This window comes from Pseudomonas sp. AIG (genome assembly GCF_977020205.1).
On record NZ_CDROCK010000054.1, the window covers coordinates 39,783 to 52,095 of the forward strand.

At 56.0% G+C, this 12,313-nt stretch carries 16 protein-coding genes and 1 pseudogene; 14 read left to right on the plus strand and 3 right to left on the minus strand.

The features are described from left to right. Nucleotides 1–29 precede the first annotated feature (29 nt). The 8 genes from ACWR1S_RS25280 (at nt 30) to ACWR1S_RS25315 (ending at nt 5,202) form a co-directional block, all read left to right on the plus strand. The gene (locus tag ACWR1S_RS25280; RefSeq protein ID WP_454565409.1) at nt 30–2,654 is read left to right on the plus strand and encodes a toprim domain-containing protein; all 2,625 of its coding nucleotides are present in this window, start codon (nt 30–32) and stop codon (nt 2,652–2,654) included. Then, a complete protein-coding gene (locus tag ACWR1S_RS25285; RefSeq protein WP_454565395.1) occupies nt 2,651–3,034 on the plus strand; it encodes a hypothetical protein in 384 nt (127 codons plus the stop codon). Before ACWR1S_RS25280 ends, ACWR1S_RS25285 begins: the two co-directional genes overlap by 4 nt. A gap of 89 nt (nt 3,035–3,123) precedes the next feature. Further along, nucleotides 3,124–3,417 (plus strand): hypothetical protein, encoded by a 294-nt coding sequence (locus ACWR1S_RS25290; RefSeq protein ID WP_454565396.1) that lies wholly within the window; start codon nt 3,124–3,126, stop codon nt 3,415–3,417. 13 nt (nt 3,418–3,430) lie between these two features. After that, nucleotides 3,431–3,682, plus strand: coding sequence for a hypothetical protein (locus ACWR1S_RS25295; RefSeq protein ID WP_454565397.1), 252 nt, complete (start codon nt 3,431–3,433; stop codon nt 3,680–3,682). Between the two features lie 61 nt (nt 3,683–3,743). Next, a complete protein-coding gene (locus ACWR1S_RS25300) occupies nt 3,744–4,025 on the plus strand; it encodes a hypothetical protein (protein WP_454565398.1) in 282 nt (93 codons plus the stop codon). Further along, entirely contained in the window at nt 4,022–4,243 is a 222-nt protein-coding gene (locus ACWR1S_RS25305) for an Arc family DNA-binding protein (RefSeq protein WP_454565399.1), read from the plus strand. Before ACWR1S_RS25300 ends, ACWR1S_RS25305 begins: the two co-directional genes overlap by 4 nt. Further along, on the plus strand, nt 4,237–4,479 hold the full coding sequence (locus ACWR1S_RS25310) for a hypothetical protein (protein WP_454565400.1): 243 nt from the start codon (nt 4,237–4,239) through the stop codon (nt 4,477–4,479). The genes ACWR1S_RS25305 and ACWR1S_RS25310 overlap by 7 nt, the downstream gene beginning before the upstream one ends. 510 nt (nt 4,480–4,989) lie before the next feature. Next, nucleotides 4,990–5,202 carry a hypothetical protein gene (locus ACWR1S_RS25315; protein WP_454565401.1) on the plus strand — a complete coding sequence of 71 codons (213 nt, stop codon included), beginning with the start codon at nt 4,990–4,992 and terminating at the stop codon, nt 5,200–5,202. On the opposite strand, the gene ACWR1S_RS25320 is transcribed toward ACWR1S_RS25315, so the two are convergent. The 3 genes from ACWR1S_RS25320 to ACWR1S_RS25330 are packed head-to-tail and all read right to left on the minus strand — an operon-like array spanning nt 5,178 to nt 8,300. Next, nucleotides 5,178–5,435 (minus strand): ogr/Delta-like zinc finger family protein, encoded by a 258-nt coding sequence (locus ACWR1S_RS25320; RefSeq protein WP_454565402.1) that lies wholly within the window; start codon nt 5,433–5,435, stop codon nt 5,178–5,180. The genes ACWR1S_RS25315 and ACWR1S_RS25320 overlap by 25 nt on opposite strands. A gap of 53 nt (nt 5,436–5,488) precedes the next feature. Then, complete coding sequence (locus ACWR1S_RS25325) at nt 5,489–6,328, minus strand: phage portal protein (RefSeq protein ID WP_454565403.1); 840 nt, start codon at nt 6,326–6,328, stop codon at nt 5,489–5,491. Further along, nucleotides 6,243–8,300, minus strand: a complete 2,058-nt coding sequence (locus ACWR1S_RS25330; RefSeq protein WP_454565404.1) for a terminase large subunit domain-containing protein — start codon at nt 8,298–8,300, stop codon at nt 6,243–6,245. The genes ACWR1S_RS25325 and ACWR1S_RS25330 overlap by 86 nt, the downstream gene beginning before the upstream one ends. Before the next feature lie 162 nt (nt 8,301–8,462). On the opposite strand from ACWR1S_RS25330, the gene ACWR1S_RS25335 reads away from it, so the two are divergent. The 6 genes and pseudogenes from ACWR1S_RS25335 to ACWR1S_RS25360 form a co-directional block, all read left to right on the plus strand. Beyond that, on the plus strand, nt 8,463–9,389 hold the full coding sequence (locus ACWR1S_RS25335) for a GPO family capsid scaffolding protein (protein WP_454565410.1): 927 nt from the start codon (nt 8,463–8,465) through the stop codon (nt 9,387–9,389). After that, a complete protein-coding gene (locus ACWR1S_RS25340) occupies nt 9,390–10,415 on the plus strand; it encodes a phage major capsid protein, P2 family (RefSeq protein ID WP_454565405.1) in 1,026 nt (341 codons plus the stop codon). It begins immediately after the preceding gene. Continuing rightward, nucleotides 10,412–11,116, plus strand: coding sequence for a phage terminase small subunit (gpM, locus tag ACWR1S_RS25345; protein ID WP_454565406.1), 705 nt, complete (start codon nt 10,412–10,414; stop codon nt 11,114–11,116). Before ACWR1S_RS25340 ends, gpM begins: the two co-directional genes overlap by 4 nt. Before the next feature lie 98 nt (nt 11,117–11,214). Further along, nucleotides 11,215–11,676 carry a head completion/stabilization protein gene (locus ACWR1S_RS25350; RefSeq protein ID WP_454565407.1) on the plus strand — a complete coding sequence of 154 codons (462 nt, stop codon included), beginning with the start codon at nt 11,215–11,217 and terminating at the stop codon, nt 11,674–11,676. Beyond that, nucleotides 11,673–12,125, plus strand: coding sequence for a phage tail protein (locus tag ACWR1S_RS25355; protein ID WP_454565408.1), 453 nt, complete (start codon nt 11,673–11,675; stop codon nt 12,123–12,125). The genes ACWR1S_RS25350 and ACWR1S_RS25355 overlap by 4 nt, the downstream gene beginning before the upstream one ends. Then, a pseudogene (locus tag ACWR1S_RS25360) lies at nt 12,112–12,313 on the plus strand (virion morphogenesis protein); the annotation flags it as partial. The gene ACWR1S_RS25355 and the pseudogene ACWR1S_RS25360, both read left to right, overlap by 14 nt.

Consider the following 12,313-nt stretch of genomic DNA (forward strand, 5'->3'; position numbering starts at 1 on the left):
TGCAATTCGAAGATATCTACCGCTTGGAAGTGGTCGAAGCCCTGAAGCATGACAACGACCTGGACTTCAAAGACATCGGCACCACCTACTTTCAAAAAGGTGTTTGTCCTGGGTGTGGGGAACGCACCCTGTACATCGCTCGAAAGCAGCCTTATCAGCTCAAGTGCAATCGCTTGAACCAATGCCAATTCGAGGAAAAAACCCGGGAGCGCTACAGCCACCTGTTCGAAAACCTCAGTGAGCGGTTCCCTCGTACCGAGCTGAATCCAAACGCGACGGCCGATGCTTACCTACAGCGTAATCGCGGCTTTGATATCAGCAAGATGAAGGGCTGGTATGAACAAGGCCGCCGTCCAATGAAGGACGGCCAATGGGCTGACACTGTCCGGTTCCCGCTTTGCAACGGTCATTGGGAACGCATCATTGACGTCACCATGGTCAAGGCAAACGAGGGAGATAAGGCGGGGATCAAAAAGGGGATGGACTACAAGGGCGGATGCTGGGCGCCGCCAGGAATGACCATCGAGCCAGGGGATACCGTTTATGTCGTTGAAGGCATCTTCCACGCTATCGCTTTATTCCTTGCCGGCTACAAGGCCGTCGCTTCGATTTCAGCCAATAACTTTCCCTGGAATCTGATCGAGGAACACAAGGGCAAGAAAGTCCGCTGGGTCATCGCCCTGGACGACGACGCCGCCGGTCACTCTGTCATCCCGAAATACCGCAGTCAGTTGCACGCCAAAGATGAAAAGGCATGGGTAGCGCTCGCTGGGGCGGACCGCGATTGGGACGACGTTTACCGCGATGGCCAACTGAATGACGACTTCATGCGGGAAGCCTGCTACCAGGGCCGCTTGTTCGTGGCGGTCAGCGCCGCCAAAAAAGCGTTTCTTCTTTACCTCAAGAGGCCGCGTAGCTTCTTCCTGGTCGAATTTCAGAATCGCCTCTACTCCGCCAAGATCAACACCGACGAACTGAACAAGGATCTGGACGGCGATAACGTGAACGGCCACTGGCCAAAGTTCGAAAAGCATTGCGACATGAAGCAAGTGGCCAACTGCGTTCCGCATTTTGAGTACATCCAGCGAGATGCCATCACCGGTGACCAGCAGTTCTTTTTTCAATTCAACTTTCCTAACACCGCACAGAACTGCAAGGAACCGCTAGCGCCGAACTCCATTGGTGATCCCCGCAGCTTTGCCAAATCTTTGCTGGAGCGCACCCCGGGCGGCAACTTCGAAGGCGGTGAAAAGGTGCTGGCCATGCTTCGCAGTAAGTGGCTGGACAATGCGCTTACCGTTCGATCGCTGCCGTTCGTAGGGTATGACGCGGCGAGCAAGACCTACTGCTATCAGAAGTTCGGTTACCACAAGGGCCGCGAGTACCTGGCGAACGATCATGGCTATCTGGAAGTGGGTAAGACCGGTCTGAAAACCTCACTCAACAGCCTTGTGATCGTTCGAGGTAACCCGTTCGATCCAAGCTGGTTTTCCGACTTTCTCGCCGTGCACCATTTGAATGGACTGGCGGCGCTATCGTGGTGGACGGCAACGCTGTTTGTTCAGCAGATCCGCAGCAAACAAGAGTCGTGGCCTTTTCTGGAGTTGACCGGTGACGCCGGTGCCGGCAAATCCAGCTTGCTCAGGTTTCTATGGCGCCTGTTCGGCCGATCCAACTTTGAGGGCATCAAGCCCAACAGTACCGGCGCCAGTGCGATCGGTTTGACCCGCGCCCTGTCCCAAGTCAGCAATTTGCCGGTGGTGCTGATCGAATCCGACAGCCAGTCTGTCGACGCGCAAGGCCGCACGGTAGTCAGTCAGTACAACTGGGAAATCTGGAAACAGTTGTTCGACCACAACGCTACGTTGCGAACGGTTGGCGTGAAATCCTCGAGCAACGACACCGACAGCCTGGTCTTCCTCGCCGCTCTGTGCATCGCACAGAACGCCAGTGTGGAAGGCTCAGAGCCGATCCTGACTCGTATCAGCCACTACCACGCAACCAGAGCACACCACACACCTGCGTTAAAGGTTCTAGCCGTACGCCTGAACAGTCTGCCGGTGGAGCACTTGGCGGGATATCTAGGGCATTGCATAGGCCAAGAGTCGGAATGGCTTCAACGTTACTTCGACGCCTTTGCGGAGTACGAACAACGCCTGCAAGCCAATACGGCAATCCAGCATCAGCGGATTGTGCTGTGTCACGCACAGATGATGGCAGCAGCCAAAGCCACTCAGGCGCTGTTTCCCGAGTGGAGCGACGACACCCTGGACCAACTGATCAAACACATCGAACGGCGCGCGATTGACCGCCAGCAGCGCGTCAGCACTGAGAACCCGACAGCCGGCCGCTTCTGGCAGATCTATCACTACCTGAACGAGCGGACGATGTTCATCAGCGACAAGGATGGGGATCGCGAGGTCACGCAGGAAACGCTCAATCACAGCGCCGATAAAGATCTGATCGCGATCAACATCGAACACTTCCACAACGCTTGCCGTCTGGCTGGCCAAGAAGTCATTCACGCGACTCAACTGCACCGAGCTTTACCGCTCAGCACCACACACACGTTCATCGAAACCCGCAAAGTCCGATCGGTAATCGAGAAACGCTCGCTCAACTGCTGGTTGTTCCGGAAGGGGAGCAAGTCGTGAAAAACGTCGTGGGTGTTAAACCAGGTGCGTGGGGGAGCACCCCAAGTTTTGTGCAAATGCGTGTGTGGCCACTGACTGGGCGGAACATCTGGAACATGAATATCTATAAGAAAAATATCTATAAAAAACAAATAGATAACAAGCATAAACCCACCATCATCGACCGGAACAAACCGGAACGCACTGGAACAACTTTCCAATCGCTGTTCCGGGAGTGTTCCGCCATAGGCACTTGCCGGAACAACCCGCAAAGCCTTGTGCTTCAAGGGCTACAGCGATTTTTCCGAATTCGCTGTTCCGCAATGTTCCAGTTATCCGTTCCACCGCAAAGGCGCGCTGAAAGCCCCATAAACCTCGGGTTCGCGGTCATCAACTTTTAATTGTTCCGGTTGTTCCGGGGGACGCCGGGGCACACGCGACATTTTTTCAGGCGCGGCCTGATCCAACCAGCAAAACAAGGAGCAACACCATGCAAGTACAAGTCATAACTGGCGGGCAAGCCACGGGCAAAACAACCCAACTGCGCGCCATTCAAGCCGAACTGCAAGCGCAGGGCATCGAGGCGCCAATCCTCGTAGGCCAGCACTGGACAACCCCGTACTTCGTGAACTTGATCACAGAGAAAGCCATGACGGGGGCCAAGCATTTCCTGGCCGACGACTGCACCCAGTTTCAAATCAAAGCGGCGATGAATCTGAAAGCACAGGGCATTCACTCGGGCATCCCCTCTGACTTTGTCGTTCATTTGGTGCGCCAAGCGTAAGGAGGGGGAAGCCATGATTATTCGATACGTCGCCAACAAGCTGCCCGGCGAACTGGCTCTACCGACCAGTTACGTCGACCAGCGCACCCCTGAAGACTTGGCCGAACTGGCAGCGGCTGCACATTGGAGGGATCACCCGGAGGACACGCCGACATTCGTCACGGTCGTGCACATGCGCGACGTCGATGGGCATGACCTGGGACTATTTGAAGTGCGCTGTGAACAGCGCCCGGTATTCACGGCAAGCCAATTGCGGCAGGCGTGAGAGAGACGGTGTCGAGGAGTTGCAGCTCCCCGACACCAACCACCACGAAAGGAGCAACACCATGCAAGCACAGCACCTAAGCAGCAGCGGTAACAAGGCTATCACACCGCCGGATCAAGGCCGCAGCACCTTTAAGCCCACTCGCCCATTGTTGGCCACGGCGGTAATAGGCGCGGCCCTGATCGGTTACGTGGTTCACAAGACCCCTGACGCCCGGCAACGACTCGAAAGCTTAGCGGCAATGGCACAGAACCTTGGCGACCTGTCCGACCGTGACGCTGACGTTGTCGCACAGGTACTCGCAAAACCGACCACACCACTACTGAAAGGAAATGCCCAATGAGTGATTCTCGCGAGCAAGACAAATTTGTGGTTCGTCTGCCCGAAGGCTTGCGCCCTGAGATTGCGGCAGTCGCCCGAATGAATAATCGCAGCATGAATGGAGAGATTATTTCTCGCCTACAGCAGTCGCTCGCCTTCGAACAACTGGCACAACAGCAAGGCCAGTTGATTGCCCAATTACTGAAGCGCATCAGCGCCTTGGAGACTGAACCATGCTGATAGATGGTCAATTCATCGCTGTCAGTGAGGCCGAGTACGACAGCGCCCGAAAACAGGCTGAGTTACCCAGTGACTTTCACCTGGTGGAGGCCACCGCTCTACTACACCACGACACGGGGAATGGCATTGCGCGCATTCGCTTGCCAGTAGGACTGGTGGTCGCCGCATTTGAAGATCCGCAGGGTCATCGCCGATACGGGGTGGTATCGCTACCGATGCCCCGCAATAAACCGTAATAATTTTAGCGGCTAAAACTACACTGCTTTGCTGATTCACAAGGGCGCTTTGGCGCCCTTTTCTTTTTTCTGTAAATCACCAATCAAATCGAAAACTGTTGTTTCTTGACATACATGAAAACATACTTTCATGCAATTCATTGCCCCCAAGACCAACAGCACGAAAAATCAAATCACATAGAAACACCGCAAGAGTTTAGCTATACACAACCCATAGCGGCGGATCTGAACTAATAAACACTGAACATGAAGCGGGCTAGCGCATTGGCCATGATCTAACCGCGATTACATGAAACTATAAAATCATGCATGCGATTGGGAACTAATGGCATTTTGCAATGTCACACAAAACCCCACTCTACGCGGCTTCCCGGACGATTCAGGATGGCATAGTGTGAGCTTTGAGATGTGCCGACTAGTTCAAAAAGCCTCCAAAATACTATTTGACAATCTATTTTTTAAATTCGTAAAGTGCGCCGCAATTGATCTGCCCAGCATGGAGCCGTAGTAATGGACGAGCGCGTAATCATCAATACGAGAGATGTTTTAGAAGAAGTCGCAAAAGTAATAATGTCGTTAAGCGTTTCAGTCGGTGCTCGACCACTGAACGAGGAAGAAAGCGGCGGAGTAGTAGCGACCATGACTTGGAGTCATGGTCGATTACTGGAATGTTCTAAAGAACTGGGAGAACTGTTTAATCAGGCGGGCAATGAACTAATTTGATCGAATAGCTGACGCTGCTGAGCAATAGGCATTTCACGGAGTCGGTCGAAAATCAACTGGTCGACCGACTGAGCAGATGGACGCAAAGGATGTGAATAGGTAAGGCTCATTACGAACGTATGCCCGCAGCGCGGGTTGAGACACTGGCAATACAGCTTCGCATATTCCAGATTCATGTTTTCACGCGAACCAATACGAGCCTTACCCCCACATTCCCTACAAGTAATCCGCATTGCGCCCCTTCCCCAATGGTGTATGTACATACACTATTCTACGTGAAGCAACCTCAAACTGCTGCGCCTGCCTCTACTGGGTCACGCCATCCAATACGCCGATCGGCCCGCAGTGAGTCGTTCAACTGTTCGAATAATTGGCAGATCGGATGGATTTCATTGTTGGTGTAAACCCGATCGATCTTTTCGATGTCACCAAATCCACCGCTGTTCTCCGGGATAATCCCCGCCAGCGCCGGGTTCATCCGCCAGGCCGCAATGACGTCGTTACGGGTGATGTTTTTCACCTTCTCCAGCTCGTCTTTCGCCTGGAAGTCCCCCACGGGGATAATTTGAATCGCCTTTTCGGTACCGCCCGGAATGTTCACGAACATCGACCTGAAGTTACCCACACCCTTGCTTGCACTGATCTGCGCGCGCAGCTCATTTTCGTCGTCTTCGGTCAAGTTCGGGTCGTTGGTGTAGAAAATATAACCCGCGTGGGCACCGTTGCTGTAATAGCGCCGGCGGAATAGGGTCGCGGCCTCATTGAGCAACAATGCCTGCATGCCGCCCAGGTAATCGGGAATGCCGTAGACGTCCTGCTCCACGTCATAATTCATCACATGCTCGACGTCTTCCTGGTCGAATTCCACTTCCTTGCCGTCCGGCAGCAACATGACAAAGCCGCCGTCCACTTTTACGCGCATGTTGATCGCCGCCAGGTGTTCCATTTCCAGGACTTCGCCGAACACGTTACGGTTCTTCAGGAAATAGGACTCGCCGAACACCATGAAATCCAGCCCTGCACGGCTCATAGTGCGGATGCTACACCCCGCCGAGGGAACGAACTCTCGCAACAGCAGGTTGCGCTTGAAACCCGGAATGGCGCCGTGGTGCGCGTTGGCGCGCAACAGCTTCGCCAGTCCTTGGCGTGACACTGGCGGCGTGTAAATACGGCCGTCGTGGCTGGCAAACGTGCCCAGGTATTGCCCGATGTTTTCGGTCAGCACCTGCTCGGGAGCGCCGAACGAAAAGGCCCGCGCTCGCCCGCGTGGTGGATTGACGGTTTGCTGGTTTCTTCGCTTGCCCATGTGTACCTGTTCCGCTGAGTGTGTAGGAGCTTCGGCGCTGCTTGTTGGTGTTGAGTGGTTCGTGGGCCAGCGCGTGCATGATTGCCCAGGCAATGTCCGCGTGGCCTGTCGCGTCGGTGCGAGAGGCGCTATAGGTGATCTGGCCGCTGCTGGTCGCACCGCGCTTGATGGTCAAGAAGGCCTGCGCGATGTCGTTCCAACCAGCGTCCCATTCGATTCGACTGCCTTGGATGGTGTCCTGGGCTTTCAGTACCAGGCTGTTTTTGGTTTCAAGGCTGTAGTGAATTGAGGTCGCTCGCGGGTAGAAGTCGCGCACCAGGTCAAACACCCCGTAGCCGATACCAGTGGTATCGATGCCGATGTGCTGGACGTTGAAACGCTCCGTGAGCTTTTTGATTTGCGCTGCCTGGAAGGTGAACGAATGCCCACGCCAGCTGTGTTTTTCCAGTATCCGAAACTTGGCGCCAGGCTCTAAAGGTGGAGCTAGGACAACACAGGTCGCGTCGTCTCGCGTTCGACTCGGGTCGTAGCCGATCCATACCGGACTGTTTCCGTAGGGGCGATCGTCCTCGGGTTCGAAGTCCGTCCACAACGACAGATCCGAGTAGCACCGCTCCAGATCGGCCAGTGCGAATACTCCTTGGGTGCTGTCGATGAATTTGCAGTAGAACAGCTGCTGGAACTTGTCCGCGTCGTACTCAAGCTGCAATTGCTCCAGATCGAACAGATCGCAGCCACCGGCGATTGCGTCCTCAATGGTGATGATCTTGCGCCACTGGCCATCGGGGCACAGCGCGCCGGCGGCAATTTCCTTTTCGCTTGGCCATGGATTCTTCGCGGCCTTGCGCTTGCTGTTGCGGAAAGTCTCACCAGTCCAGAACGGATAGGCCTGATGCGTTACTGCGCTCGGAGTAGAGAAATACGTCTTGCGCCACTTCTTATGTGTGCCCATAGCACTGGCCACAGTGCTGAGTTTTTCGAAGTCGCGAATCCAGAAATACTCGTCGATGTAGACGTGACCGTGGTGCCCCTGGGCAGTGCTGCTGTTGGTGCTGAGAAACCGCAGCTCGGCACCGTTGCTCAACACAATAGGATTGCCGGTCAGCTCCAATCCGAACCACTGCTGGGCGAACTGGATGATGTAGCTACGGAAAATCTCGGATTGCGATCGGCTGGCCGACAAGAACATTTGATTGTCCCCGGTCAGCACCGCGTCCATGAACGCTTCGCCAGCGAAATAGTAGGTCAAACCTACTTGCCGACTCTTCAGAATGTTGCGGATCCGGCGTGTCAGCGGGTTCTGTTTGGCTTCAAACAATTCCTTTTGATAGCCGTACATCTTGCTGATGAACTTATCAAGGAAGTCGACTTCGGTTAGACCGGAAACGTCGTTCTTCACTTTCTTTTCGCGCTTCTTACCGCCTCTGTCGCCACGTTCCCGGCGCCTGTCTTGGCGATCACCTTGGTCGTGTGCGGGCGCCTCACCTGCGATCGCTGGCGACGCTTTGTTGGACTGCTTCAACAGTCGATCGCGTACGGTGGTCAGTCGGTCCAGTTCGTCCAACTCACCTTTGGTCAGAGTGGTCTGTTTCTCAAGGATCAACGTCAGACGCCGGCTGACCGCTGTCAGCGGTTCTTCATCCGAAAGCATCTCGTCCCAGCCGCCCTTGGCGATCCAGTAATAGACGATCCGGATATTCGGCAGCTTGAGCTGGACCTGAATCTCTTTCGGCTTACACCGACGCAAATAGAGACGTTTTGCGGCTTCTTTGACTTCGATTGAATAGAGCATGGTCCGCAGTCTATGCGGCGAAAACGCCGGAAACGCGGTGTTAAATTCCGCGAATCTCCTAGATCGTAAAAATAGGAGAAAAGCAAAAACGAAGCGTTTGTTTGGTGGTCAGCGGCTCCCTATCGTGGCGGCTCAAACCACCGATTGAGCGCAGAAACGCCAATGCCCCGTTCCCTTGTTTCTTTCTGGAAACGTGTCGCCACCAGCGGCACCACCGCTGATAACCGCGAAATTCTGCCCCAGGAACTGCGCGACATTGCCGAGACCTACAAGCCGTCTTTTTACACGGCAGTGATCTGGTGCGAACACGAACGTGGTTATGGATCCCATGGGACGGTCTACGCCGTGCGCCTGGTAGAAGACGACGAGGATATGGAACCAGGCCAAGTCGCGCTGGAGGCCCAACTCAAGCCCAACGATCAATTGTTGTGGCTGAACGACCAGGGCCAGAAGCTGTTCACCAGCATCGAGATCACTCCTAACTTCCGTGGCAAAGGCAAAGCCTATTTGACCGGTCTGGCTGTGACCGACTCCCCTGCCAGCACTGGCACCCAAGAGCTGTATTTCTCCCGCAAAAAGGCCTCCCCCACCGTTTATTACAGCGCCGCCCTCCCGCTGGGTTCATTTGACGAATCTGAACCCAAGGGCGAGCTGCAAAAACTCCTTTCGATGTTCTCCGGACTGTTCAAACGCTTCGGCATCGAAGAACCCCCAGCAACCCCGAACCCCCAATCAGAGAGCCAAACCCCAATGGATGAAGCCCAAGCCAAAGCGCTGGCCGCACTGGTCGAACAGCTGTTGCTCGTCGCTGCCGGCATTCAAACCTTGATCGAGCCAGACACGGCTGAAGTTGAAGCAGACCAGGATCAAATCGACGCGGTCGGCACCTCCGTGCAGGACATTCTCGACACCGCTGAAGAAGAGCGCGAGTACTCCCGTCGCCGCAAGGGCGCGACCGGCAACCTGGCGTTGGCCAAAGCCGTAGCCAACCTGGACAAGAAATTCACCGCGCTACTGGATACGCCGAAGGGCCGCAATGTGCCGCGCACCACCGGCGCGACACAAAGCCCGAAGCGGAGAACCTTGTAAATGGGCGCCTCTCTCAGCAGTCACGCCCAGGAACAGTTCGCGCTTCTGCAGGACGACATGGCCGAGTCGTACAACGTCCATGACGTGTCTCGGCAGTTCGCGGTAGAACCGAGTATTGCCCAAGAGCTGAACGACAAAATCACCGAAAAATCCGACTTTCTCAGTCGCATCAACGTGGTTCCTGTCAATGAAATCAAGGGTCAAAAAGTCATGCTTGGCGTGACCGGCCCGGTGTCCAGCCGCACCAACACCAAAACCAAAGACCGCGAAGCCAAGGACTTCAGCGATGTGTCCGGCTTGGATTACGAGCTGTATCACACTGAATCCGACGTAGGTCTGCCATTCGCGAAGATCGACAGCTGGGCCAAGTTCCCGGACTTTGCAGAGCGTTACGGCGCGGCGGTGCAACGCCAGATCGCGCTGGATCGCATCATGATCGGCTGGCATGGCGTCGAAGCGGCGGCACAGACCGACCTCGCGGCTCATCCGATGCTGCAAGACGTCAACAAAGGCTGGCTGCAATTGGCCCGAGAGCAGATCCCTGCTCAGGTGCTGAAGGAAGGCAAGACCGCCGGGAAGATCACCCTCGGCGCCGGCGGCGACTACGCCAATCTTGACGCCCTGGTGCATGACGTCAAACAGATGATCGATCCGGTTTTCCGCGATGCTGGCGACCTGATCGCAATCATCGGCAGCGATCTGCTGGCCAATGACAAGGGCAAGCTGTACGCCAAGCAAGGCGACACGCCGACCGAAAAGGAGCGTATCGAGAACGCTCAGGTGATCGACACCTACGGCGGTTTGCCGTCCTTCGTGATCCCTCACTTTCCATCCACCGGCGTCGTCGTCACCAGTTGGGACAACCTGTCGATTTACTTTCCAAACAGCAGCTGGCGACGCCATCTGATCGAAAACCCAAAACGCTCTCGCGTTGAGGATTACAACGGCCGCAACGAGGGCTATGTGATCGAGCAGCTGGAAAAGTTCGCGGCGATTGAAGCCAGCAATCTGGAGCTGCTGCCGTGAGTATCGCCCTTGCCCACAAGCGGCGTGTTCTCGCGGAAGGTCCGGGCACGGTGCCCCGTGCGGAGCCGTACAGCTCCAGCACGGCTCTGGCCAGTCCAGCCAATGCGCAGAAGCACCTCAAGCTGATGGAGAGCGCGCTGGCCGTTGATTTGGAACGACTCAGCAACATCAACAACCACGAAACCCGCCGGCTGATTAAGCGTGACGAGTTGCTGCCCAAGTACATGGAATACGTCGAGCGCTACCGCGACTCAGGATTGAATCACCCGAACCCGGTGTTAGTGCATGTACTGGTCTGGCTCTTCGATACCGAGCAGTTCGAGTTGGGCTTGCAGGTCGCCATGTTCGCTATCCAGCAAGGCCAGGCAATGCCCGACGGATTCAAGCGTGACGTGCCGACGTTCGTGGGTGACGCAGTGATCGACTGGGCCGAGAACGAGCAAAAGTGCGGGCGCAGCCCCGAGCCATACCTGAGCGACATGATGCCGTTCGTGGATGGTGAATGGGATCTGCCGGCACAAATCCCGGCGCGCTATCACAAGTTGCTCGGCATCCGCGCTATCGACGCCAAGGAATGGGAAACCGCCGTCCGCCACTTTGAGCGTGCCCAAGAACTGCATTCCGAAATTGGCGTGGGAACGCGCCTGAAAGGCGCTCGCAAGGCACTGGAAAAACAACAGGCTCAAAGCGCCCCCGAATAACCCGACTACCCCCCCTGCGGGGAACTGTGGACGTGAGTCGGCCATTTATGGCCCGCCCCATGAGAAACAGTTTCCCCGCCCTATTTGAGTGCCCAGTAATGAGCTTTTCCGGGAAACCCACGACCTTTGTGGAACAGGCCATCGAGAACGACGGCTTTTGGCCAAACCTCTCCGTGTCTGAGTTTCAGAAGGGTTACCGCCTGCCGGCGGAGTACCTGGTAGACATGCTGGTCACCGACTTAAAGACCGCAATGATTGAGGTAAACGGCGATCTAACCAAGCGCAAAAGCGACTGGCAGAACGTCGGTGTCACCACCGTGGAAACGGCGGATCCTACGGTCCTGCCTGAACGCACATTTCACTCTGCGACGTACAAGCGCGCCGTTTACTGCCGTGCAAAAGCCAGCCTACTGACCCAATTCGCCACCGTGAACCGTCGCGAAAGCGCCGAAAACATCGGCAAGGAATTGCCCGAGCGCGGCGAAACCTTTCTGGAATTCAGCCAGCAAGCCATCCGGGTTCTGCAAGGCCGTGGCCGTATAACGGCGGCGCTGCTATGACCAAGCTGCAAGGACTGACCGCCTACCTTTTGGAGCGCCGCCTGGTTGCACCTGAACAGCTCGACAGCTTCACCGAGCAGGTAAAGCTTTCGCTGATCTGGAAACCCGACGTCGAAGGCATGCACTTCGCCGATATGCACTATCGCGCCGCGATCGTGCTGGAGCGCTTCGCCGACCATCCGGCACGCCTGATGGCCCTGGTCGGCAGTTGGCTGGAAAACCACGACGCCGATCGCGATCGCCATGAATTGCCGGCGCCGGAGTTCGCGGTAGAGCCGTTGGACAACGACCTTTTCGACGTGGAAGTCACGCTGGAATTCGCCGAGCCGCAGTATCTGGCCGAAGACCCGGACGGCGAGATCGAAGCCTTCGGCAAGACCTGGGCCTTTGTCCCGTTTGATCTGTGGATTGCAGAGCGCGGCGAGGTGGCCACCGATGGCCGGGCGTAGCACGTTCGAACTCGACATTCGCGGTCGCTTGGGCGTACGCGAACAACTGGCGTTGTTGAGCCTGCCGCCGCAATTGCGCCGCCGCTTGCTGAACCAGGTCACCAAACGCGTGCGGACGATGAGCCGCAAGCGTGTGCGTGAGCAGAAGAACCTGGACGGCACGCCCTTCGCCCCACGCAGGGGCGACA

Coding starts and splice junctions, on each gene's coding strand:
- ACWR1S_RS25290 (WP_454565396.1), top strand. CDS start 3,124: ATGCAAGTACAAGTCATAACTGGCGGGCAAGCCACGGGCAAAACAACC.
- ACWR1S_RS25295 (WP_454565397.1), top strand. CDS start 3,431: ATGATTATTCGATACGTCGCCAACAAGCTGCCCGGCGAACTGGCTCTA.
- ACWR1S_RS25300 (WP_454565398.1), top strand. CDS start 3,744: ATGCAAGCACAGCACCTAAGCAGCAGCGGTAACAAGGCTATCACACCG.
- ACWR1S_RS25305 (WP_454565399.1), top strand. CDS start 4,022: ATGAGTGATTCTCGCGAGCAAGACAAATTTGTGGTTCGTCTGCCCGAA.
- ACWR1S_RS25310 (WP_454565400.1), top strand. CDS start 4,237: ATGCTGATAGATGGTCAATTCATCGCTGTCAGTGAGGCCGAGTACGAC.
- ACWR1S_RS25315 (WP_454565401.1), top strand. CDS start 4,990: ATGGACGAGCGCGTAATCATCAATACGAGAGATGTTTTAGAAGAAGTC.
- ACWR1S_RS25320 (WP_454565402.1), bottom strand. CDS start 5,435: ATGCGGATTACTTGTAGGGAATGTGGGGGTAAGGCTCGTATTGGTTCG.
- ACWR1S_RS25330 (WP_454565404.1), bottom strand. CDS start 8,300: ATGCTCTATTCAATCGAAGTCAAAGAAGCCGCAAAACGTCTCTATTTG.
- ACWR1S_RS25335 (WP_454565410.1), top strand. CDS start 8,463: ATGCCCCGTTCCCTTGTTTCTTTCTGGAAACGTGTCGCCACCAGCGGC.
- ACWR1S_RS25340 (WP_454565405.1), top strand. CDS start 9,390: ATGGGCGCCTCTCTCAGCAGTCACGCCCAGGAACAGTTCGCGCTTCTG.
- ACWR1S_RS25350 (WP_454565407.1), top strand. CDS start 11,215: ATGAGCTTTTCCGGGAAACCCACGACCTTTGTGGAACAGGCCATCGAG.
- ACWR1S_RS25355 (WP_454565408.1), top strand. CDS start 11,673: ATGACCAAGCTGCAAGGACTGACCGCCTACCTTTTGGAGCGCCGCCTG.